This is a genomic window from Pseudonocardia sp. OZ21, assembly GCF_059359135.1.
Genome location: NZ_JCADBN010000004.1, coordinates 20140 through 40288 on the forward strand (window position 1 = coordinate 20140; position 20149 = coordinate 40288).

Genomic DNA, 20149 nt, shown 5'->3' on the forward strand with positions numbered 1-20149 from the left:
GGTTACGCGGGTGCGGTTACTCCGTCGGGATCGCGTCCAGCAGCTTGAGCATCGAACGGGCGTGGGCCACCGCGAAGTCGGCGACCGCCTTGCGATGCGGGTCGGGCTCGCCGCGTGCGGTGGCGCGGGCCGCCTCCAGCCGCGCGGCGTACGCCTCCCGGCTGCTGCGCACCAACTCGGCGCGCTGCTTCACCGTGAGCGACCCGGCGTAGAGCAGGCGCAGCACCAGCGGGCTGCGCAACGGGTCGGCGCCGCCTCCGGTGGCCAGCCAGGCCTTGAACGACCGCCGCCCCGCGGCAGTGATCGCGTACTGCTGCGACGCCCGCGGCCCTTGCTTCCCGAGCTTCAGCAGTCCCGCGTCCGCAAGCACCGGCAGCTCCCGGTACACCTGGCTCCGGGTGACCGAGAAGAACGAGCCGAACCGCTGACCCGCGGTCGCAACCAACTGCCCTCCAGTCATCGGCCCGTCGTGCAACAGTCCGAGCAGCGCGGCGGCAGTGGCGTTCACGGCGGTCGCTCTGGCGGGCGGCATCCTCACACCGTGCCACCCCGAGGCCCCGGGCGCAGCCTCCACAATGGCCCCGAAGTCCGAAGTGGGCACGATCGGCGGCCGGCGAGTGGGTGATCGGTGACATCGCGCGCATCGCGGGGCAGCGTCCCGAGTCGCCACGACCCTGGGCCGGGCCGATGAAACGGTTCGGAATGGTTCCGGGTAAAGACGCGAACACGCAGGACAGCCCAGTTGGAGTCGACTCCGCCTGTAACGATCACATGAGCTGATTCCGAGCTACACCACCCCAGACCAGCCCAATTGCGGCAGGACCGTGCATCCGCACGTTACGGGTGGCGATCGGACGTCGAAACCTCACACCGAACACACACCGGTGCATTCAAGGTACCCGCCAGTAGCCCGGCGGGCCCACCCGTTTTCGCGCCGAGCGGACACACAGACCGGTGAGACCCATCGGGCATGAGCAAGGAGATCGATGGCTCGCTTCCTCGTGCGCCGACTGTTCAACTACGTGGCGCTCTGCCTCGTCGCCACCTTCCTGGCCTTCGCCCTCGCCGCACTGACGTTCGATCCGATCGCCAAGCTGCAGGAGCGCAACCCGCCGCCGCCGCAGTCCGCGATCGACGCCAAGCGGGCCGAGCTGCACCTCGACGAGCCGATCCCGGCGCGCTTCGTGCACTGGCTCGGCGACGCCGTGCACGGCGACTTCGGCCAGACCGTCGTCAACACCTCCATCAGCGACGAGCTCCCCCGTCGCGTCGGGGTGAGCCTGCGTCTGTTCCTGCTCGGCACCGTGGTGGGGATCGGGCTCGGGGTGATCCTCGGGGTGGCCAGTGCCATCCGGCAGTACAAGTTCAGCGACTACTTCGCGACGCTGTTCTCGTTCGTCATCCTGTCCACACCGGTGTTCCTGCTCGGGCTGCTGCTCAAGTACGGCGCGCTCCAGCTCAACACGGCAGCGGGAGCCCAGCTCCTCGTCTTCACCGGCGAGACGTCCCCCGGGTTCCAGGGGAGCTTCGGCGCCGCCCTGCTCGACCGGATCCAGCACCTCATCCTCCCGACGCTGACGATCGCGCTGGGCCAGATCGCCTACTACAGCCGCTACCAGCGCAGCGCGATGCTCGACGTGCTGGGCAGCGACTTCCTGCGCACCGCGCAGGCCAAGGGGCTCACCCGGCGCAAGGCCCTGTTCAAGCACGGGCTGCGCACGGCGCTGGTGCCGATGGCCACGCTGTTCGCGTTCGGGTTCGGGCTGCTGATCACCGGCGGCACGTTCACCGAGCGGATCTTCGGCTGGTACGGCATGGGCGACTGGCTGGTCTACGGCATCGAGCAGGACGACACGAACATCACGGCGACCGTCACGCTGTTCGTCGCCGTGCTGGTGCTGATCTCGGGCTGGCTGTCCGACGTGTTCTACGCCCTTCTGGACCCGCGGGTCCGGCTGCGCTGACGCCGAACAGGAGACCCCGATGACCACCACAGATGTCGGCGCAGGCACCCACCTCCCCTCGGGCGGCAGTACCCCCGTCGAGGTTCCGACGGGCCCGGCCGAGACCGAAGGCGTCACCCGCGGCCGGCTCGTCCTGCGCCGGTTCCTGCGCAACCGGCTCGCGCTCGCCGGGCTCGTCACGCTCGTGCTGCTCTATGCCGTGTCGCTGCTCAGCCCGCTGTTCGCGCCATGGGCGTACAACCAGTACGACTACACCGCGTTCCTGCAGCCGCCGTCGCCCAGCCACTGGTTCGGCACCTCGCAGATCGGCGAGGACGTGTTCGCGCAGACCATGCGCGGGCTGCAGAAGTCACTCACGATCGGCTTGCTGACCGGGCTGATCTCGATCGTCATCGCGTCGCTCGTCGGCGCCTCGGCCGGCTACTTCGGCGGCTGGGTCGACCGCGGTCTGATGTGGGTGGTCGACCTGCTCCTCGTGCTGCCCTCGTTCCTCATCATCGCGGTGATCTCCCCCGCGCTGCGGGGCAGCAGCTGGATCTGGTTCGTGCTGCTGCTGGGCGTGTTCGCCTGGATGATCACCGCCCGGATCCTGCGCGGGATGACGCTGACGCTGCGCGAGCGCGAGTTCGTGAAGGCCGCGAAGTTCATGGGCGCCCCGTCGTCGCTGATCATCCGGCGGCACATCCTGCCGAACATGGCGTCACTGATGATCATCGACGTCACGATCACGGTGGGCGCCACCATCCTGCTCGAGACGGGGCTGTCCTACTTCGGCTTCGGCGTGCAACCGCCCGACGTCTCACTGGGCACCCTGATCCGCGCCGGGAGCGACGCGGCGGTCACCACGCCATGGCTGTTCCTGTTCGCGGGCGGCCTGCTGGTGATCTCGGTGCTGGCCGTCAACTTCATCGGCGACGGCCTGCGTGACGCGCTCGACCCGAACTCCCGCGGAGGACGCCGCCGGCAGAAGTCCAGGAAGACGAAGAAGGTCGCCACCTCATGACGATGATCGACTCCGACGTGCTGGCCGACCCCGGTCTCCCGCCCGGCCCCGATGACGCCCTGCTGGAGGTCTCCGACCTCGAGGTGTCCTTCCCCAGCGAGGACGGCCGTGTGCGCGCGGTGCGGGGGATCAGCTATCGGGTGGCCCCTGGCGAGGTACTGGGCATCGTCGGCGAGTCCGGCTCGGGCAAGTCGGTGTCGTCGCTGGCCGTGATGGGGCTCCTGCCGCCGTCGGCGCGGATCACCGGCTCGATCCGGCTGCGCGGGCAGGAGCTGCTCGGCCTGTCGGACACCGAGCTGTCGCGGATCCGCGGCCGGAAGATCGCCATGGTGTTCCAGGACCCGCTCTCGGCCCTGACCCCCGTCTACACGGTGGGCGACCAGATCGCTGAGGCGCTGCTGGTGCACGGCGGCCGCTCGATGACCGCGAAGGCCGCGGCGAAGCGGTCCGTCGAGCTGCTCGACCTCGTCGGCATCCCGAACGCCACGGACCGGGTGAACGCGTTCCCGCACGAGTTCTCCGGCGGGATGCGCCAGCGGGCCGTGATCGCGATGGCGATCGCCAACGACCCCGACCTGATCATCGCCGACGAGCCGACCACCGCCCTGGACGTCACGGTGCAGGCCCAGGTCCTGGAGGTGCTCAAGACCGCGCAGGAGGTGACGGGCGCGGGGATCGTGCTGATCACGCACGACCTCGGGGTCGTCGCGGGCACGGCCGACCGCGTGGTCGTGATGTACGCGGGGAAGGCGGTGGAGACGGGCACCGTCGACGAGATCTTCGCGGCCCCCCGCATGCCGTACACGCTCGGCCTGCTGGGCTCCATCCCCCGCCTCGACATCGGACGCGGGCAACCGCTGGTACCGATCGAGGGCCAGCCCCCGTCCATGGTCGCGCTGCCGCCGGGCTGCCCGTTCGGTCCGCGTTGCCCCCTGCACGTCGACGCCTGCGACCAGGCCGAACCCGAGCTGCTCGTGGCGCCGGGGGCCTCCGGCGACCACCGCGCCGCCTGCATCCGCACGGCCGAGCTGGCCGAGGCCGACGCCGAGGGCGGCGAGCTCGCCGCCGAGGTCTTCGACGCCCACGTCGTGGACACCTCGGCGCTCCACTCCGTGCCCCGCACCGAGCGCGAGGTGGTGCTCGGTGTCGACGGGCTGGTGAAGCACTACCCGGTGCGCACGGGCAGCGTCTTCCGCCGCAAGGTCGGCGCGGTGCAGGCCGTGGACGGCGTGACGTTCGACGTGCGCGCCGGGGAGACGCTGGGCCTCGTCGGCGAGTCGGGCTGCGGGAAGTCGACGGCGATCCTCGAGATCATGGGGCTGGAGCCGCCGATGGGCGGCACGGTGTCGGTGCTGGGCTCCGACATCACGGGCTTGTCGAAGACCGACCGCAAGCGGATCCGGCGCGACCTGCAGATCGTGTTCCAGGACCCGATGGCCTCCCTCGACCCGCGGCTTCCGGTGCGCGACCTGATCGCGGAGCCGCTCGAGGTGCAGGGTTTCTCCAAGGAGCAGATCGCGCAGCGCGTCCCGGAGCTGATGCGGCTGGTCGGGCTGCGGTCCGAGCAGATCAACCGCTACCCCGGGGAGTTCTCCGGTGGCCAGCGCCAGCGCATCTGCATCGCCCGCGCGCTCGCGCTGGAGCCGAAGGTGCTGGTGCTCGACGAACCGGTCTCCGCGCTCGACGTCTCCATCCAGGCCGGGGTGCTCAACCTGCTCGACGAGCTCAAGGTGCGCCTCGGGCTCGCCTACCTGTTCGTCGCACACGACCTGTCGGTGGTGCGCCACATCGCCGACCGCGTCGCCGTGATGTACCTGGGCAAGATCGTCGAGATCGGCAGCGTGGACGAGGTGTTCGCCGCCCCGCAGCACCCGTACACCCAGGCGCTGCTCTCGGCGATCCCCGTGCCCGACCCCGAGGTCGAGCGCCGCCGCGAGCGCGTCCTGCTGCAGGGCGACATGCCCAGCCCCGCCAACCCGCCGTCCGGCTGCCGGTTCCGCACCCGCTGCCCGCTGTTCCTCACGCTGGATGCGGACCAGCAGGCCCGGTGCATCGGCGAGGAGCCCCCGCGCCTGCCTGCGCAGCCCGCCGAACCGGGCACGGCCGTGGTCGACCACGAAGCGGCCTGCCACTGGGCCCGGATCAAGACCGTCGTCTAGCCCGCTCCGCCCGCCCCCGAACGTCCGTCATCCCCGAGTGACGGCCCCACCCCGTAGCGACTCCACGAGCTGCGGATGAACCAGGAGGAACAATGAAACCGTCACGTCGAGGAGCGGGGTTGGTGACGCTCGCCGCGGCCACCGCGCTCGTGCTGAGCGCCTGTGGCGGAAGTGGTGGTGGCGGCGCCACGGCAGGCGATGTCACCGGCGGCACACCGCCGCAGGCCGGCAACGACATGAACCCGGTCGCCTACGACCAGGTGCGCGACGGCGGCGACTTCTTCTGGTCGATCGACAGCCTCCCGCCGCAGTACAACTACAACGAGCTCGACGGCACGGAGCGCAACAACAAGGACATCATCGACTCGATGATGCCCGAGATCATGAAGGGCGACGCGCAGAGCGTCTACCAGATCGACCCGGACTACCTCGAGTCGGCGGAGCTCACCAGTACCGACCCCCAGGTGGTCACGTACAAGCTGAACCCCAAGGCCAAGTGGAACAGCGGACGTCCGATCGACTGGACCGACTTCGACGCCCAGTACAAGGCGCTCAACGGGTCCAACCCGGCCTACACGGTGTCCGGCACCACCGGTTACGACGTGATCCAGTCGGTGACCCAGGGTGCCACTCCGCAGGAGGTGGTGGTCACCTACAGCTCGAAGTTCGCGGACTGGAAGGGCAACTTCCTCCCGCTCTACCCCCGCGAGACGAACTCCGACCCCAAGGTCTTCAACGAGGGCTGGATCAACCAGCCGATCAACGACCAGACCGCCGGGCCGTTCAAGCTCGAGAGCGTCGACACCACGGCCAAGCGGCTCACTGTGGTGCGCAACGAGAAATGGTGGGGCCAGCCCGCCAAGCTCGACCGCATCGTCTACGTCGCGCTCGACCAGGCCGCACAGGCCGACGCGTTCGCCAACGGCTCGCTGAGCTTCCTGACGATCGGCCCGAGCGTGGCGACCTTCCAGCGGGCGCAGCAGGTGCCCGACGTCGACATCCGCACGGCGAACGGGCCCAACTACCGCCACATCACCTTCAACGGTGCCCCCGGCTCGATCCTCGAGGATCCGAAGCTGCGGGTGGCGATCATGAAGGGCATCGACCGCAACGTCATCACGCAGTCGCAGATCGGCCCGATCGTGCCCGCAGCGAAGCCGCTCGGCAACCACCTCTACGTCGAGGGCCAGGAGGGCTACGAGGACCACTCCGGCGTCGTCGCCTTCGACCCGGAGAAGGCCAAGTCGGAGCTCGACGCCCTGGGCTGGACCCTGCAGGGCAACGTGCGCGCCAAGGACGGCAAGCAACTCGTGATCCGTGACGTCATCCCCACCGGCACGCCGGTGAGCGAGGCGGAGGCCCGCATCGTGCAGCAGCAGCTCGCCGCGATCGGCGTGCAGGTGACCATCGACTCGGTGCCGAGTGACAACTTCTTCGAGCAGTTCGTCAACGTCGGCAACTTCGACATCACGCACTTCGCGTGGCTCAGCACTCCGGCGCCGATCAGCTCGTCGAGCGGTATCTACCGGCTGGTGGACGGCACGGTCGGCCAGAACTACGGCCGCATCGGCAACCAGAAGATCAACGACCTGCTGGTGGCGGCCAACGCCGAGCTCGACCCGGTGAAGCAGCGCGCGATCGTCAACGAGATGGACACGGAGCTGTGGAACATCGGGCACTCGCTGCTCACCTACCAGCGCCCGGACGCGGTGGCCGTGAAGCCCAATGTCGTCAACTTCGGCGCCAAGGGCTTCGCCGACTACAACTACACCCTCATCGGCTTCGCCAAGTGAGCAAGTGAGGTCGTAGTCGTTTGACCAGCGGCAGCGCGGCGGGCGGAGGGCGTCTCGGCACCCTCCGCCCGCTGCGCCATGCCCTGCTCACCACCGCAGTCGTCCTCGCCGTGTGCGGGGTGCTGGCCGGCGTCGCGGCGACCACGTTCGCCGCGGCGTCGGCGCGCATCGGCGTGGCGACCGGCCGGTCCGAGGGTGTGGTCGAGGGTGCTCGTGACGAGTCGACGGCTCTGGTCCGCTGGACCCCGCCCGGACAGGCGGAACGGGTCGACGCCGTGGAACTGGCCGGCACACCCCCCGCGCCCGGCGCGCGTACCGAGGTGGCGTTCGACCCCGCCGACCCCACGAATCCGCTGATCCCCGGCGCCCTGTTTCTCGCCGACGCCGACCGGGCACTCACCACGCTGGCGTTCAGCCTCGTCGTCGCCCTGCTCGTGGTCGGCGTGCTCGCCTGGCAGGTGATCACCCGCAGGCGGGCGTTCGCGCAGCCGGTGCGGTCGGTGCCCGTACGCCGGGTGCGCTGGCAGGCCGGTCTGGCCACCCGCAGCTACCTCGAGACCGACTCCCACCCGGGGCGCTGGATCCCCGTGCACTTCGACCCGGTGCTCGTCGGCCTCCCCTCCCCCACGGTCGTCCGCCTGCACGGTGACCCGCTGCGGGACCGCCTGGTGGCCGCCACCGTCACCGACTCCGACGGGGAGCACCCGCTCGTGCCGTCCGGACCGGTACGCCTGGACGAACCACGCGGGCACCGCACCGACAACCCGTCGCGGCCCGACGCCACCGTCGGCGTCCGCGCCGCCGCGCTGGCGCGCATGACCCGGCAGCTGCAGGCCGACCTCCCGCTCCTCGTGCCGGCCCCGTTCATCGGCCTGCTGTGGACCTACGTCGACCGCGGCGGGCTGCTGACCTGGGTGGCCGTCACCGCCCTGACAGCAGCACTCGGCCTGTGGCTCGGCGCCGTGCGCGGCTCCGACCCCACCTGACGCGTTTCAGTCGCGCCCGTCGAGCACGTCGATCCAGCCACCGGAGCGCCAGTACTCGCCCGCGTCGCGGGCCAGGAGTTGGTGGTCCACCAGGTAACGGCGCAGGGTGGCGTGGTCGGCGGCGCCACCGTCGGTCCACGCCCGCAGCACCGCGTCCACCTCCCGCTCCGGGTAGCGGCGGCCGGGCTCGAAGCTCTGCGCCACGTGCTCCAGCACCATCCGGCGTTTCGGCCCCTGCGCCGGGAACGACAGCAGCCGCCCCTCGCGCACGAACCGGCCGACGACCTGCTCGACGCCGGGATCGGCGTAGCCGAGATCCTCGACCGGGACGACGGGCGCCGCGGAGCGGGCGGCTTCCTTGAACAGCTCGGCCCGCACCTCGAACCTGTCGTCGACGAGCCCGCCTGCCTGCAGCTTCTGCAGCGCACGCCCGACCTCGCGAGGGGCGAGGCCCGTGGCGGCGCCGACGTCGGTGGGCGTGCGGGCGCCCAGCACGAGTGCGGCCACGACACGCAGGCGGTCGGGCTCGGCGAGCAGCCCGACGATCTCGGCAGGGGTCACGGCGGTCGAGATTACCGGTCCTCCGGACAGAGGCACCGGAGCGCCCGAATCGGCGCAGAGGAGGCATGACTTTCCAGGGGCGACCAATCGCAAGAACGGCGCCAACAGATAAAGCAGAACAATTGTCCACGAAGACATTCATGATCAGATCTCACAGGTACGCTCGGGGATTGATCCGACGCCGACCCGTGTGAGAGAGCGAGCGCCAGCCGCGTGCTGAGACACCTTCTCGAGAAGAGTCTCGGTTGGCTCCTGATGATCGTCGTGGCCACCAACCTGACGTACTTCCTGGCCAGCTTCTTCCTGGATCCACGCGCCAACTACCTGCAGCTGAGGCCGCCGCGATCCCCCGAGGAGATCGACCGCTCGCTGGCCCAGTACAACCTCGGCCCCTCCATCCCGCTGCTCGAACGCTGGTGGCACTGGATCAGCGACATCGTTCTGCACTGGAATTGGGGCTATTCCCCGGTCGGGGTCAGCGTCAACACCCAGATCGCCTTCCGGATCGGTGTCAGCGCACAGCTCGTACTGCTGTCGATGATTCTCTCCACGGTCCTCGGTATCGCCCTCGGCGTCTACACCGCGGCCCGCCAGTACCGCGTCGCCGACCGGTTCCACCAGGCGCTCTCGATCATCGCGATCAACGTGCCCACCGTCGTCGCCTCGCTCGTGGTGGTCCTGCTCGCGATCCTGCTCAACCAGTCGCTCGGCACCACCCTGCTCTTCGTCGCGGGGGCGCAGTCGCCGACGGTCAGCGGGTTCTGGCCGCTCGTCCTGGACCGGATCCGGCATCTCGTCCTGCCCACCGTCTCGCTCACGCTCATCAGCTACGCGGGCTACCACCTGCTGCAGCGCTCGCTACTCCTCGACACCATCAACTCCGACTACGTGCGGACGGCGCGGGCCAAGGGCCTGACCCGCAAGGAGGCCATCCGGCGCCACGGGCTGCGCACGTCGCTGATCCCGGTGGCCACGTCCATCGCGTTCGCGGTGCCTGCGCTGTTCACCGGAGCCGTGATCACGGAGACGATCTTCGGCTGGCAGGGCATGGGCCAGTACTTCACGTCGACGATCAGCAACAACGACATCAACGGCGTGGTCGCCGTCGCCGCGTTCGGCGCGCTGATGACCGCGGTCGGGGCGATCCTCGCCGACATCGCCGTGGTGGTGCTGGACCCGCGAGTCCGGATGACCGGCTCATGACCGCCGACTTTCCCGGCCCGATCCCGCCGGTCGATCTCGGCGCAGAGCCTTCCACCGTCGAGAAGCGCGTGACCCGCGGCCGCCTGAGCAGGCGCCGGCTCTACCTGCGCCGGTTCCTGCGGAGCAAGGGCGCCGTGGCCGGGCTGGTGATCCTGGGCCTCCTCGTGCTGTTCGCCGTGGCGGGCGGGGAGTTCACGCCGTACTCGTACAGCGACGTCGACTTCGCGGCCCTGACGGCGCCACCCGCACCCGACCACCTGTTCGGCACCGACAGCGCGGGCAACGACACGTTCGCCCAGGCCGTCCACGGCCTACAGCGGTCGCTGGTCATCGCCGTGTCGGTATCGCTGCTCACCACGGTCATCTCGGCGTTCGTCGGTGCCGTCGCGGCCTACTTCGGGGGCACCGTCGAGCGGGTCGTCCTCGGGATCGTGCACTTCCTGCTGGTGGTGCCATCGTTCCTGATCCTGGCCCTGGTCTCACAGAAGGCAGGCGGCGACTGGAGGGTGCTCATCGTCGTCCTGACGGTGTTCGGCTGGATGTACAACGCGCGCGTGGTGTGGGCGCTGGCCACCTCCCTGCGCGAGCGGGAGTACGTCCTCGCGGCCCGCTTCATGGGCGTCGGCCGGATCCGGATCGTGCTGCGGCACCTGATCCCGAACATCGGGTCGTTGCTCGTCGTGACGTTCACGATCGGGGTGGTCGCCACCGTGCAGAGCGAGACGGCCCTGTCGTTCATCGGGTTCGGGGTGCAGCCGCCCGACGTCTCGCTGGGCACCATGCTCAACGACGGTGCCGGCACGATCTCCAGCGCGCCCTGGCTGTTCTACGTCCCTGCGGTGCTCGTCACGCTCCTGACCGTCTCGATGGCGTTGATCGGCGACGGCCTGCGCGACGCGCTCGATCCGACGTCCCGATCCGGTGGTGGGGCGTGACCGCCGCGCCACCGGAACCCGGCCCCGTGCTCTCCGTCCGCGACCTCGAGGTCTCCTTCCCTTCCGAAGCCGGCCGGGTGCACGCGGTCCGCGGCGTCGACTTCGACCTGTACCCGGGCCGCACCCTGGGCATCGTCGGGGAGTCGGGCTCGGGCAAGTCGGTCACCTCGATGGCGGTGATGGGCCTGCTCCCGGACTACGCGGCGGTACGCGGCTCCGTCACGCTCGGCACCAGGGAGCTGCTCGGCCTCGACGACCGGCAGATGTCCGCGATCCGCGGGCGTGAGCTGGGGATGGTCTTCCAGGACCCGCTGGCGGCGCTGACCCCGATCTTCACCGTGGGACGCCAGGTCGTCGAGGCGTTGCAGATCCACCAGGACCTCGACCGGACCTCGGCGTGGAAACGGGCGGTGGAGCTGCTCGACCTCGTCGGCATCCCGAACGCGGCCGCCCGCGCGCGCTCGTTCCCGCACGAGTTCTCCGGCGGGATGCGCCAGCGCGTGGTCATCGCCATGGCGATCGCCAACGGCCCACGGGTCCTCGTCGCCGACGAGCCGACCACCGCACTGGACGTCACGGTGCAGGCGCAGATCCTCGACGTGCTCCAGCTCGCCCGCGCCGAGACGGGGGCGGCGCTCATCCTGATCACCCACGACCTCGGCGTCGTCGCCGGTACCGCCGACGACGTGCTCGTGATGTACGCGGGACGCCCGGTGGAGCGGGCCCCGGTCGACGAGCTGTTCGCCCGGCCCCGGATGCCGTACACGATCGGGCTCCTCGGTGCCGTCCCGCGGGTGGACAGCGCCGAGCGCCGACCGCTCGTGCCGATCACCGGCAACCCCCCGCTCCTGGTCGACCTGCCCGCGGGCTGCCCGTTCCAGCCGCGCTGCCCGATCGCGGTGGCGGAATGCGCCGCGGCGGAACCCGTGCCGACTCCGGTCTCCCCCGACGGGGAACACGCCGCGGCCTGCATACGCGCCGGGCACATCGCCGACGGCCGGGTCGACGGGGTCACGGTCTATCCCCTGCCGCCCGCTCCGGTGGCGCGAACGGCCGCGATCCCCCGCGAGCGGCGCCCCCCGGTGCTCGAACTGGACGGCGTCAGCAAGACGTTTCCCCTGCTCAAGGGCAAGCTGCTGAAGCGACGTGTCGGCTCGGTGTACGCGATCTCCGGGGTCGGGTTCGACATCCGCGAAGGCGAGACGCTCGGGCTGGTCGGCGAGTCGGGCTGCGGGAAGACCACCACCCTGCTGGAGATCATGAACCTGCGCGCGCCGGAGCAGGGCAGCATCCGCGTCACGGGCGTCGACGTGTCGGGCCTGGCGGACCGGCGCCAGGAACGGGCGCTGCGACGCAAGCTGCAGATGGTGTTCCAGGACCCGATGGGCGCGCTCGACCCGCGGCTGACGATCTTCGACATCCTGGCCGAGCCGTTGCGGGCGGTCGGCGAGGCGGACCGGGCGACGATCGGGCGCCGCGTCGACGAGCTGATGGAGCTGGTCGGGCTCGACCCCGAACACAGCGACCGGTTTCCCACCGCCTTCTCGGGAGGACAGCGCCAGCGCATCGGCATCGCCCGTGCGCTGGCCACCAACCCGTCGCTCGTGGTGCTGGACGAGCCGGTCTCGGCCCTGGACGTCTCCGTCCAGGCGGGCGTCATCAACCTTCTGAACGATCTTCAGGCCGAGCTCGGGCTGTCCTACCTGTTCGTCGCGCACGACCTGTCCGTGGTGCGGCACATCTCGGACCGGGTCGCGGTGATGTACCTGGGTCGCATCGTCGAGATCGGCACCGTCGACGAGGTCTTCGACGACCCGCGGCATCCGTACACCCAGGCGCTGCTCTCGGCGATCCCGGTGACCGACCCGCAGGTCGAGCGCACCAGGGAACGGGTGCTCCTGCGCGGTGACCTGCCCAGCCCCACCGACCCCTCCCCCGGCTGCCGGTTCGTCAGCCGATGCCCCCTGCACCCCGTCCTCGACGCCACGCAGCGCGCCCGGTGCGTGGCCGAGACGCCCGAGCTGACCGGCCCCGGCGGCTCGGACCACCTCAACGCCTGTCACTTCCGCTGATGCCCGGCATCTCGTCGAGGGGAGACCGACCGTGCACGTCCTGAAGCGTCCCGCCGCACTCGCGGTCGCCGCCGTGCTGTCGGTGGCGCTCGCCGCCTGCGGCGCCACAGCCACCGGGGGCGATGTGGACGCCCGGACGCTCGCCACCCAGGTCGCGTACAACCCCCAGCCCTACGACAACATCAGGGCCGGCGGCGCGCTCACCACCTCGTTGCCGGAGCTCAACCCCCAGTTCAACAACTGGCAGAGCGACGGAGCCACGGCCGACGGCGCGCAGGTCTGGAGCTGGTACAACCCGGACCTCGTCACGTTCACCGCCGACGGCAAGCCCGTCTTCGACCCCGACTACCTCACGGACGTGCAGCAGGAGACCGTCCATGGGAACACCCGGGTCATCTACACGATCAACCCGAAAGCCGTCTACAACGACGGCACACCCATCGACTGGACGTCCTTCGACACCGTCTGGAAGGCCGACCGGGGCACCGATCCGGCCTACCTCGTGGCGTCCACCGACGGCTACGACCGCATCTCGTCATTAGCGCCGGGCGTGAACTCCCGCCAGGTGGTGGTGACGTTCCGCGGCATCAACCTCTGGTGGCAGAACCTGTTCGGCTCGCTGCTGCACCCGAAGGCCCTCTCCCCGGCCGTGTTCAACCAGGGCTACATCAACAACCCGCATCCGGAATGGGGCGCCGGCCCGTACACGATCAGCAAGTTCGACCAGCAGAACGGCATCATCACCTTCGAGCGCAACCCCAGGTGGTGGGGCAGGAAGGGCAAGCTCGACTCGCGGACATTCGTCGTCATGGAGGACTCGGCCGCCCTCAACGCGTTCAAGAACGGCCAGATCGACGCGGTGTCGGCGGACACCAAGGACCGCCTGGCGCAGGTCTCGGGACAGCCGGGCACCGAGATCCGCAAGAGCACCTCGCTGCAGATCGACTACTTCACGCTCAACGGCACGAGCCCCGTCCTCTCCGACGTCCGGGTGCGCAAGGCGGTGATGGAGGCCATCGACCGCAACGAGATCGCGAAGGTCCAGCTCCAGGGCCTCGGCTACACCGCAGCCCCGGCCGGGTCGATGATCCTGCTGCCGTTCCAGGACGGCTACCAGGACGACTTCGGCAAGGTCCTCCGCTTCGACCCGCAGCAGGCGGAGAAGGACCTGGACGCGGCCGGGTGGACGCCCGGTCCGGACGGCGTCCGGGTCAAGAACGGAACGCCGCTCGAGTTCAGCTACGTCAACACCGGCGACGACCCGATCGGCAAGGCGATCGCCGGTGCCACGGCGGCGATGTTGAAGAACGTCGGCATCCGGCTGGACATCCGGCAGGTTCCGTCGAGCGACTTCTCCCAGATCATCGCCGGGAAGCAGTTCGACATGTTCTACTCCGGCGTCGTGGACGGCAGCCCGTTCGGGATCGCCCAGATCTGCCAGCTGTACTGCTCGGACACCCAGTTCCTCGAGTCCGGCGTCAACAGCCCCGCGAACGACACCCTCGTCCGGTCGGTGAACACGCTGCCCACCCCGCAACAGCAGTACGCGAGGGCGTCGGAGGCGGAGACCGCGGCACTCACGACCTACGGGGTCATGCCCACGGTCAACATGCCGGACATCGACGCGGTCAGGACCGGACTGGCCAACTACGGGCCGGGGCGCTACTTCAGCACCACGCCGGAGAACATCGGCTGGCAGAAGTAGCGCCCGTCCGCATCAACCGGTGATCGTCAGATCGGCGATCGTCGCGCGATGGGCGTCGGAGTCGCCGAACTGGCCGGCCAGCCGCTTGGCCCGCTTGTAGTAGAAGTGCGACTCGTGCTCCCAGGTGTATCCGATACCGCCGTGGTACTGGATCATCGCGGCGGTGGCGTCGACGGCGACGTCACCCGCCTTGGCCTTCGCCACCGAGACGGCGAGCGGGGCGTCGGGCAACCCGGTGTCCACGGCGTGGGCCGCGTAGAGCACGGCGTGCTCGGCCATCGTCACGCCGATGTGCAGGTCGGCCAGTGCGTGCTTGATCACCTGGAACGACCCCACCGGCACGCCGAACTGCTGCCTCTCGCGGTCGTAGGCCACCGTGCGGGTGATCGCCTCGCGCGCGATCCCGACCAGGTCGGCTGCGACGAGGACGGTGGCGCGCGCCGCGAGTTCGGCGAGCACCTCGGCGCTCGCCCCCGGCAGTGCCTGACCCGAGCCCGCGTCCAGCGTGGCCAGCCGCACCGTGCCGTCGTACGAGCCCTGCCGCGTGGCGGGGGCACCCTCGACCAGGGCGAGTCCGTCGCCCGACCGCGCGACGACGACGTCGGCGATCTCGCCGTACTCCACCGTCGGGAGCGTGCCCGGGGCGCTGCCGCGCAGGGTCAGGGCGCCCACGGCGTCGCCACCGGCAAGCCTGGGGAGCCAGGCCGCCTGCTGCTCGTCCGACCCGGCCAGCCGGATCGCCTCCGCGGCGAGCACGGTGCCCCGCCACGGTCCCGGGGCCGCACCGGCGCCGAGCTCACGGGCGATCACCTGTGCCTCGACCAGCCCGAGCCCGAGCCCGTCGTGCGCCTCGGGCACGAGCACCGCCAGCCAGCCCTGCTCGGCCGCGGCCTTCCAGAGCGACGCGGGGTGCCCGTCGCCCGCCGGGTCCTCGACGACCGCGCGGACTGCCTCCAGGTCGAACCGATCGGCGAGGTAGCCGCGCACGGCGGCACCGAACTCGCGCTGGTCCTCGGTCGGGGCGAAGAACATGACCAGCTCCTATCGCGGGAGGCCGAGCACGCGCTCGGCGGTGATGTTGCGCTGCACCTGCGAGGACCCGCCCCAGATCGTGACGGACCGCGACCACATCGACTGGGCGTGCAGCGGCCGGATGTCGACACCGTCGATCGCGTCCAGCGTGGCGTCCTCGCCCAGGACGTCGTCGAAGACCTCCCACAGGTCCTGGAAGGTCTCCGACCACTGCAGCTTCGTCATCGACGCCTCGAAGCCGAGGTCGCGCCCCTGCTCCACCTGCGTGAGCACGTGCATGGCGTGCAGGCGCAGGCACTCCAGTTCGGTGAGCACCCGGGCGAGCTTGTCGCGCACCACCGGGTCGCGGTCGCGACCGAGCTTCTTCGCCACCGCGACGATCTCGTCGTACTGGCGACGGAACTCGGTGTACTGCGCGATGCCGGACGCGCCACGCTCGAAGGAGAGCAGCAGCATCGCCGTGCGCCAGCCGTCGCCGATCTCCCCGAGGCAGTCGGCGGCGGGCACCCGCGCGTCGGTGAAGAACACCTCACCGAACTCGCTGGCCCCGCTCATCTGCTTGAGCGGCCGCGCCTCGACGCCGGGCTGGTGCATGTCGATCAGCAGCATCGAGATGCCGCGGTGCTTGGCGGAGCCTGCCTCCGTGCGCACCATCGTGAAGATCTTGTCGCCGTGCACGGCGTTGGTGGTCCAGACCTTCTGGCCGTTGACCACGAAGTCGTCACCGTCGCGCACCCCTCTGGTGGAGAGGGCGGCGAGGTCGGAACCGGCGCCGGGCTCGGAGAAGCCCTGGCACCAGATCACCTCGTTGCGCAGGAGCGGCCCGACGATCTCCTTCTTCTGCGCGTCCGTGCCGATGGCCATCACGGTGGGCGCGAGGAACGACAGGCCGAGCGGGTTGACGGTGCGCGGGGCGCGCGCCAGCACCATCTCCTCGTCGTAGATCGCCCGCATGCCGGGGGTGCCGCCGCGGCCGCCGAACTCGGTGGGCCACTCGATGCCCGCGAAGCCGGCGAGCGCCTTGTCGCGCTCCCAGTCGCGGCGCAGCCGGAAGCTCTCGTCGTCGTCGAGCGACTCCCAGAATCCCGGCCGCTGCCAGTCCTCCGCGATGTTGGCCAGCAGCCAGGACCGCAGCTCGCTGCGGAACTCCTCCTCCGCTGCGGTGTACGTCAGGTCCATGCGGCCTCCTCGTCACGATCGCGCTGGGATCACCTTGGCATACCGGCCAGTAACCTGCGTACCCCTCACCCCGCCACCGGCCGTCCGCGAGTCGCCCGATTCACGGGCCCGAGTCGCCCGGCGCACCGCCCCCATGCCACCACGGGCGTCGACAGAGGTTGACGGTGGGTGAGCGCCGGGCGAACGGCCGGTACGCTCCGCACATGCGCACTGAGCGTGTCACGGTGAGCCTCCCGGCCGAACTGGTCGACGAGGCCCGCAACGCCGTGCGGCGCGGGGCGGCCAGGAGCATCTCCGCGTACGTCGCCGACGCCGTTTCCGCCCGCCATCTCCGCGACCGGTCCCTCGCCACCCTCGCCGACCTCTACGGCGGCCCGCCCCCACCCGCCGAGCTGGCGCAGGCACGCCGGACGCTGCGCCTGGTACCCCCCGCGGCCGCGGTCTGATGGCACTCGAGCCCTGGGAGGCCGCGATGACGGCCGTCCTCGTAGCCCGGCCCGTCCCGGCCACCGCGACCGCCCGCACGGGCGTTGCCTGATGACCGCATGATCGGCGGACGGGTCCTCGACGCCACCGCGCTGGCCGCCTTCGCCACCGGCCGGCCGGTCTACGTGCGCGCCCTGGTCTGGGCCGCGGTCGAGGAGAACATCGTGCTCGCCGTCCCGAGCGCCGCGCTCGGCCGGGCGTGGGCCCTCCTCGAACCCGAGCACCACCCGGCCCTGCAGGTGCTGCTGGACCTGCCCAACACCGTGATCGACGAGCTGGGGCCCGCCTCCGCCCTGGAGTCCGGGCTGCTGCTGGCCGCGTCCGGGCAGGACGACATCGTCGCAGGTCAGGTGGCCGCCAGCGCCCGCCGCCGGGGCTGGCCGGCGGTCACCGGCGAACCCGCCGCCCTGCGCAAGCTCGACACCACCGTGACGATCGAAGAGCTCCCCTGACCCGCGAGTCGCCCGTTCCGCGCCCGCGAGTCGCCCGGTTCCGCCCCGCGAGTCGCCCGATCCACGCCCGCGAGTCGCCCGGTTCCGCCCCGCGAGCCCGCCGGCGGCCCCTACTCGGCCGTGAACCGGGCGCGCAGGCGCGCCAGCGACTCCTCGTCGAGGCCGTTGGCCAGCAGCCACCCCGCCGCTCCGCCCGAGCCGTTCTCCCCGAACTCCGCGTCGAGGTGGGCGAGCACCGTGGTCATCACCTCGGCCCGCGGCAGGTGCCGGGAGATGTCGTCGGGCATCCGCTCACCCGACGCGGTGGTCCAGCGGCGGAACAGGGCCTCCACCTGCTCGGCGGAGAGCGCGTAGTCGGCCACCACCGCATCACGCTCGACGCCGACCGCGTCGAGCACCAGCGCCACGAGCGTCCCGGTGCGGTCCTTGCCTGCCGCGCAGTGCACCAGCGTGGGCCCGGCGTCCGGGGCGGCCAGCAACCGCACCGCGGCGACGACGTTCTCCCCACGGTCGGACAGGTAGCCGAGGTAGTTGCGCACCATCGGGTCGCTGTCGTCGTCGGTCTCGGGGAGCGCCCGGCCACCGTCGGGGAGGAAGTCGAGCGCCACCGTCTCGACCCCGGCACGGGCGACGGCGGTGGGCCCGTCGCGGTCGATCTCCCGGGGCGTCCGCAGATCCAGCACCAGCTTCAGCCCGATCACGTCGATCAGATGGTCGACGTCGGCGGGGGTGCAGAAGTGCAGTGAGGCGCTGCGCAGCAGGATGCCCGGCCGCGTGCTGCCACCGGAGCGCAGCGGCAGGCCGCCGACGTCCCGGACGTTGTCGAGTCCCTCGAGGGTGAGCCAGCGCTCCACGGATGCAGACACGTCCTCACCCTCGCTCATCCGATCGACATCCGCACCCACCGGTGCCTGACCGATAGGCGAAGTTCACGGGCGATCAGACGGCCGCGGTCACGACCCCGCGGGGGTGAACGGGGCGGTGCTGAGCACGCGCCTGCTGATCTTCGCCACGATCGGGCCATCGGCCTCGCTCGCACTGCGGGCCTCGCGCCATCCGGCGTCGGCCTGGAACGCCGCCCACTTCGACGCCATGTCGTCGTAGGAGTCGAACTGCAGCACGTAGACCAACTCGTTGTTCGAGTTCTCGCCGAGCTCCGTGACCGACAGGAAGACCACCTCCATGCCGTGCTTGGCGAAGTAGCCCAGCGTGTGGTCGTTGAAGCGCTTGACCAGCGCAGGCAGGCGTCCCGGGACGGTGGTGTACTCGCGAATCTCGTAGATCATCATACGATCATATGGGCAGGGCAGGCGGTGGCGTGGCGGTCGGCGACCGCGTCACAGGAGCCGTTCGGCGAACACCCCGACCGTGCAGTCCCCGACACGTCGTAGGCTGCGTCGAACGAGTGACCGCGGCCATGCAGCTCCCCGCAACTCAGGTCGATGGTCACGGAGAGTTGCGCCGACCCGAGGAACTCGATGACGGATCCCCGCACCAGCCTCATCCGCCAGCAGCTTGCCGATCTCGGCAGGCGCCACGCTGCCGAGGAGAGCCGTGGCGCCACCACGCCGCGCGCCACCCGCGTTCTGATCATCGGGAACTTCGGCAACGGCAACACCGGCGACGAGGCGATGCTCGCCCGCACGTTGCAGGAGCTCCCCGACGACACCGAGGTGCGCGTGGTGTCCCGCAACCCGCGGATGGTCGAGGCCCTGCACCGGGTCCCCGCGGTGGCGATGGAGGGCATCCCCTTCACGAAGGCGCTCAAGTGGTGCGACGGCATTGCCGTCGTGGGCGGCGGCCTCTTCGGCACCGGCGCGTCGTCGCTGGTCAAGGCGCTCCCGGCGATCGTCTGGGCCGCCACGGCCCGCGGCCGCGACATCGCCTACGTCGCGATCGGCGTCTACCCCGGCACCCCGGAGCGGGTGCTCGACCTGCTGCGTCGCTCGGTCCGCAAGCCCGGCCGCATCACCGTGCGGGACGAGGTGTCCGCAGCCACGCTGGGCAAGGCGATCGTGGCGCCGGTCGTGGGCGACCTCGCGATGGGACTCACGCCCGCCCCCGACGCCGACGCCCGGCGCGCACTCGCGGCGGCCGGCGTCGACCCGGCGGTGCCGCTGCTGCTCGTCGCACCGAAGGCTCTGCCCAACCCGATCCTCGTCGACTGCCTACAGGACGCCGCCGAGACGCTCGCGCGCCGCTGGATCGAGCGGGGCGGCGCCGTCGCGGGGCTGGCCATCAGCACCCACGCCGACTACGGGCTCGGGCTCGCCCGGCGCGACGAGGTGCTGATCCAGGAGCTCGGCGAGCGGCTCGGACGGCCGGTCCCGGTTCTGGGCCCGCAACTGCCGCCCGCGCTGGCCAAGGCCGTGGTCAGTGAGGCCGACGCACTGTTCGGCCTGCGCATCCACGCGCTGATCTTCGCCGTGTCCACCGGCGTGCCCTGCCTGGGCGTCGGCTGGGAGGAGCGCACCACGGCCTTCCTCGCCGAGCACGAGCAGTCGGCGATCAGCACCCGGCCGCCCGCCGAGGAGCTGCACGCCTGGGTCGACCGGTCGCTGCCCGCGCGCTGGTCCGCCCGCCCGCGGCTGCTCTCCTCGTAGCTCGCGCGCCCCGGCC

General features: G+C 70.7%; 18 protein-coding genes. 12 read left to right on the forward strand and 6 right to left on the reverse strand.

Translation table 11 applies throughout. The features are described from left to right. Positions 1-16: 16 nt before the first annotated feature. Complete coding sequence (locus AC5L35_RS09955) at positions 17-532, reverse strand: PadR family transcriptional regulator (RefSeq protein WP_495059291.1); 516 nt, start codon at positions 530-532, stop codon at positions 17-19. Between the two features lie 454 nt (positions 533-986). Here AC5L35_RS09955 and AC5L35_RS09960 point away from each other — a divergent pair, with 454 nt between their 5' ends. The 5 genes from AC5L35_RS09960 to AC5L35_RS09980 all read left to right on the forward strand — a co-directional run bounded on the left by AC5L35_RS09960 (position 987) and on the right by AC5L35_RS09980 (position 7905). Continuing rightward, complete coding sequence (locus AC5L35_RS09960; RefSeq protein WP_495059292.1) at positions 987-1964, forward strand: ABC transporter permease; 978 nt, start codon at positions 987-989, stop codon at positions 1962-1964. Between the two features lie 19 nt (positions 1965-1983). Then, positions 1984-2967, forward strand: coding sequence for an ABC transporter permease (locus tag AC5L35_RS09965; protein ID WP_495059293.1), 984 nt, complete (start codon positions 1984-1986; stop codon positions 2965-2967). Then, positions 2964-5126, forward strand: coding sequence for an ABC transporter ATP-binding protein (locus tag AC5L35_RS09970; RefSeq protein WP_495059294.1), 2163 nt, complete (start codon positions 2964-2966; stop codon positions 5124-5126). The genes AC5L35_RS09965 and AC5L35_RS09970 overlap by 4 nt, the downstream gene beginning before the upstream one ends. A 122-nt stretch (positions 5127-5248) precedes the next feature. Further along, positions 5249-6919: an ABC transporter family substrate-binding protein gene (locus AC5L35_RS09975; RefSeq protein WP_495059295.1), complete on the forward strand. Its 1671-nt coding sequence runs from the start codon at positions 5249-5251 to the stop codon at positions 6917-6919. A gap of 20 nt (positions 6920-6939) precedes the next feature. Beyond that, on the forward strand, positions 6940-7905 hold the full coding sequence (locus AC5L35_RS09980; RefSeq protein ID WP_495059296.1) for a hypothetical protein: 966 nt from the start codon (positions 6940-6942) through the stop codon (positions 7903-7905). Between the two features lie 6 nt (positions 7906-7911). On the opposite strand, the gene AC5L35_RS09985 is transcribed toward AC5L35_RS09980, so the two are convergent. Beyond that, entirely contained in the window at positions 7912-8466 is a 555-nt protein-coding gene (locus AC5L35_RS09985) for a DUF2087 domain-containing protein (protein WP_495059297.1), read from the reverse strand. Between the two features lie 213 nt (positions 8467-8679). On the opposite strand from AC5L35_RS09985, the gene AC5L35_RS09990 reads away from it, so the two are divergent. From AC5L35_RS09990 to AC5L35_RS10005, 4 genes are read left to right on the forward strand one after another with little or no spacing between them, the layout of a single operon-like run. Continuing rightward, positions 8680-9669 carry an ABC transporter permease gene (locus tag AC5L35_RS09990; protein ID WP_495059298.1) on the forward strand — a complete coding sequence of 330 codons (990 nt, stop codon included), beginning with the start codon at positions 8680-8682 and terminating at the stop codon, positions 9667-9669. Next, a complete protein-coding gene (locus AC5L35_RS09995; RefSeq protein ID WP_495059299.1) occupies positions 9666-10604 on the forward strand; it encodes an ABC transporter permease in 939 nt (312 codons plus the stop codon). Before AC5L35_RS09990 ends, AC5L35_RS09995 begins: the two co-directional genes overlap by 4 nt. Beyond that, entirely contained in the window at positions 10601-12676 is a 2076-nt protein-coding gene (locus AC5L35_RS10000) for an ABC transporter ATP-binding protein (RefSeq protein WP_495059300.1), read from the forward strand. Before AC5L35_RS09995 ends, AC5L35_RS10000 begins: the two co-directional genes overlap by 4 nt. Positions 12677-12707: 31 nt before the next feature. Then, entirely contained in the window at positions 12708-14381 is a 1674-nt protein-coding gene (locus tag AC5L35_RS10005; RefSeq protein WP_495059301.1) for an ABC transporter family substrate-binding protein, read from the forward strand. Between the two features lie 12 nt (positions 14382-14393). Here AC5L35_RS10005 and AC5L35_RS10010 read toward each other — a convergent pair whose 3' ends face one another. Further along, a complete protein-coding gene (locus AC5L35_RS10010; protein ID WP_495059302.1) occupies positions 14394-15413 on the reverse strand; it encodes an acyl-CoA dehydrogenase family protein in 1020 nt (339 codons plus the stop codon). 9 nt (positions 15414-15422) lie between these two features. Beyond that, positions 15423-16592, reverse strand: coding sequence for an acyl-CoA dehydrogenase family protein (locus AC5L35_RS10015; RefSeq protein WP_495059303.1), 1170 nt, complete (start codon positions 16590-16592; stop codon positions 15423-15425). 203 nt (positions 16593-16795) lie between these two features. On the opposite strand from AC5L35_RS10015, the gene AC5L35_RS10020 reads away from it, so the two are divergent. Both AC5L35_RS10020 and AC5L35_RS10025 read left to right on the forward strand, forming a co-directional pair. Then, positions 16796-17038: a ribbon-helix-helix domain-containing protein gene (locus AC5L35_RS10020; RefSeq protein ID WP_495059304.1), complete on the forward strand. Its 243-nt coding sequence runs from the start codon at positions 16796-16798 to the stop codon at positions 17036-17038. Between the two features lie 99 nt (positions 17039-17137). After that, on the forward strand, positions 17138-17530 hold the full coding sequence (locus tag AC5L35_RS10025; RefSeq protein WP_495059305.1) for a hypothetical protein: 393 nt from the start codon (positions 17138-17140) through the stop codon (positions 17528-17530). 110 nt (positions 17531-17640) lie between these two features. Here AC5L35_RS10025 and AC5L35_RS10030 read toward each other — a convergent pair whose 3' ends face one another. Both AC5L35_RS10030 and AC5L35_RS10035 read right to left on the reverse strand, forming a co-directional pair. Continuing rightward, positions 17641-18396 (reverse strand): tyrosine-protein phosphatase, encoded by a 756-nt coding sequence (locus tag AC5L35_RS10030; RefSeq protein WP_495059306.1) that lies wholly within the window; start codon positions 18394-18396, stop codon positions 17641-17643. 87 nt (positions 18397-18483) lie between these two features. Then, positions 18484-18816: an NIPSNAP family protein gene (locus AC5L35_RS10035; protein ID WP_495059307.1), complete on the reverse strand. Its 333-nt coding sequence runs from the start codon at positions 18814-18816 to the stop codon at positions 18484-18486. Between the two features lie 192 nt (positions 18817-19008). Here AC5L35_RS10035 and AC5L35_RS10040 point away from each other — a divergent pair, with 192 nt between their 5' ends. Then, positions 19009-20133: a polysaccharide pyruvyl transferase family protein gene (locus tag AC5L35_RS10040; RefSeq protein WP_169397099.1), complete on the forward strand. Its 1125-nt coding sequence runs from the start codon at positions 19009-19011 to the stop codon at positions 20131-20133. Positions 20134-20149 lie beyond the last annotated feature (16 nt).

Coding starts and splice junctions, on each gene's coding strand:
- AC5L35_RS09955 (WP_495059291.1), bottom strand. CDS start 532: ATGCCGCCCGCCAGAGCGACCGCCGTGAACGCCACTGCCGCCGCGCTG.
- AC5L35_RS09960 (WP_495059292.1), top strand. CDS start 987: ATGGCTCGCTTCCTCGTGCGCCGACTGTTCAACTACGTGGCGCTCTGC.
- AC5L35_RS09965 (WP_495059293.1), top strand. CDS start 1,984: ATGACCACCACAGATGTCGGCGCAGGCACCCACCTCCCCTCGGGCGGC.
- AC5L35_RS09970 (WP_495059294.1), top strand. CDS start 2,964: ATGACGATGATCGACTCCGACGTGCTGGCCGACCCCGGTCTCCCGCCC.
- AC5L35_RS09995 (WP_495059299.1), top strand. CDS start 9,666: ATGACCGCCGACTTTCCCGGCCCGATCCCGCCGGTCGATCTCGGCGCA.
- AC5L35_RS10010 (WP_495059302.1), bottom strand. CDS start 15,413: ATGTTCTTCGCCCCGACCGAGGACCAGCGCGAGTTCGGTGCCGCCGTG.
- AC5L35_RS10015 (WP_495059303.1), bottom strand. CDS start 16,592: ATGGACCTGACGTACACCGCAGCGGAGGAGGAGTTCCGCAGCGAGCTG.
- AC5L35_RS10020 (WP_495059304.1), top strand. CDS start 16,796: ATGCGCACTGAGCGTGTCACGGTGAGCCTCCCGGCCGAACTGGTCGAC.
- AC5L35_RS10025 (WP_495059305.1), top strand. CDS start 17,138: ATGATCGGCGGACGGGTCCTCGACGCCACCGCGCTGGCCGCCTTCGCC.
- AC5L35_RS10035 (WP_495059307.1), bottom strand. CDS start 18,816: ATGATCTACGAGATTCGCGAGTACACCACCGTCCCGGGACGCCTGCCT.
- AC5L35_RS10040 (WP_169397099.1), top strand. CDS start 19,009: ATGACGGATCCCCGCACCAGCCTCATCCGCCAGCAGCTTGCCGATCTC.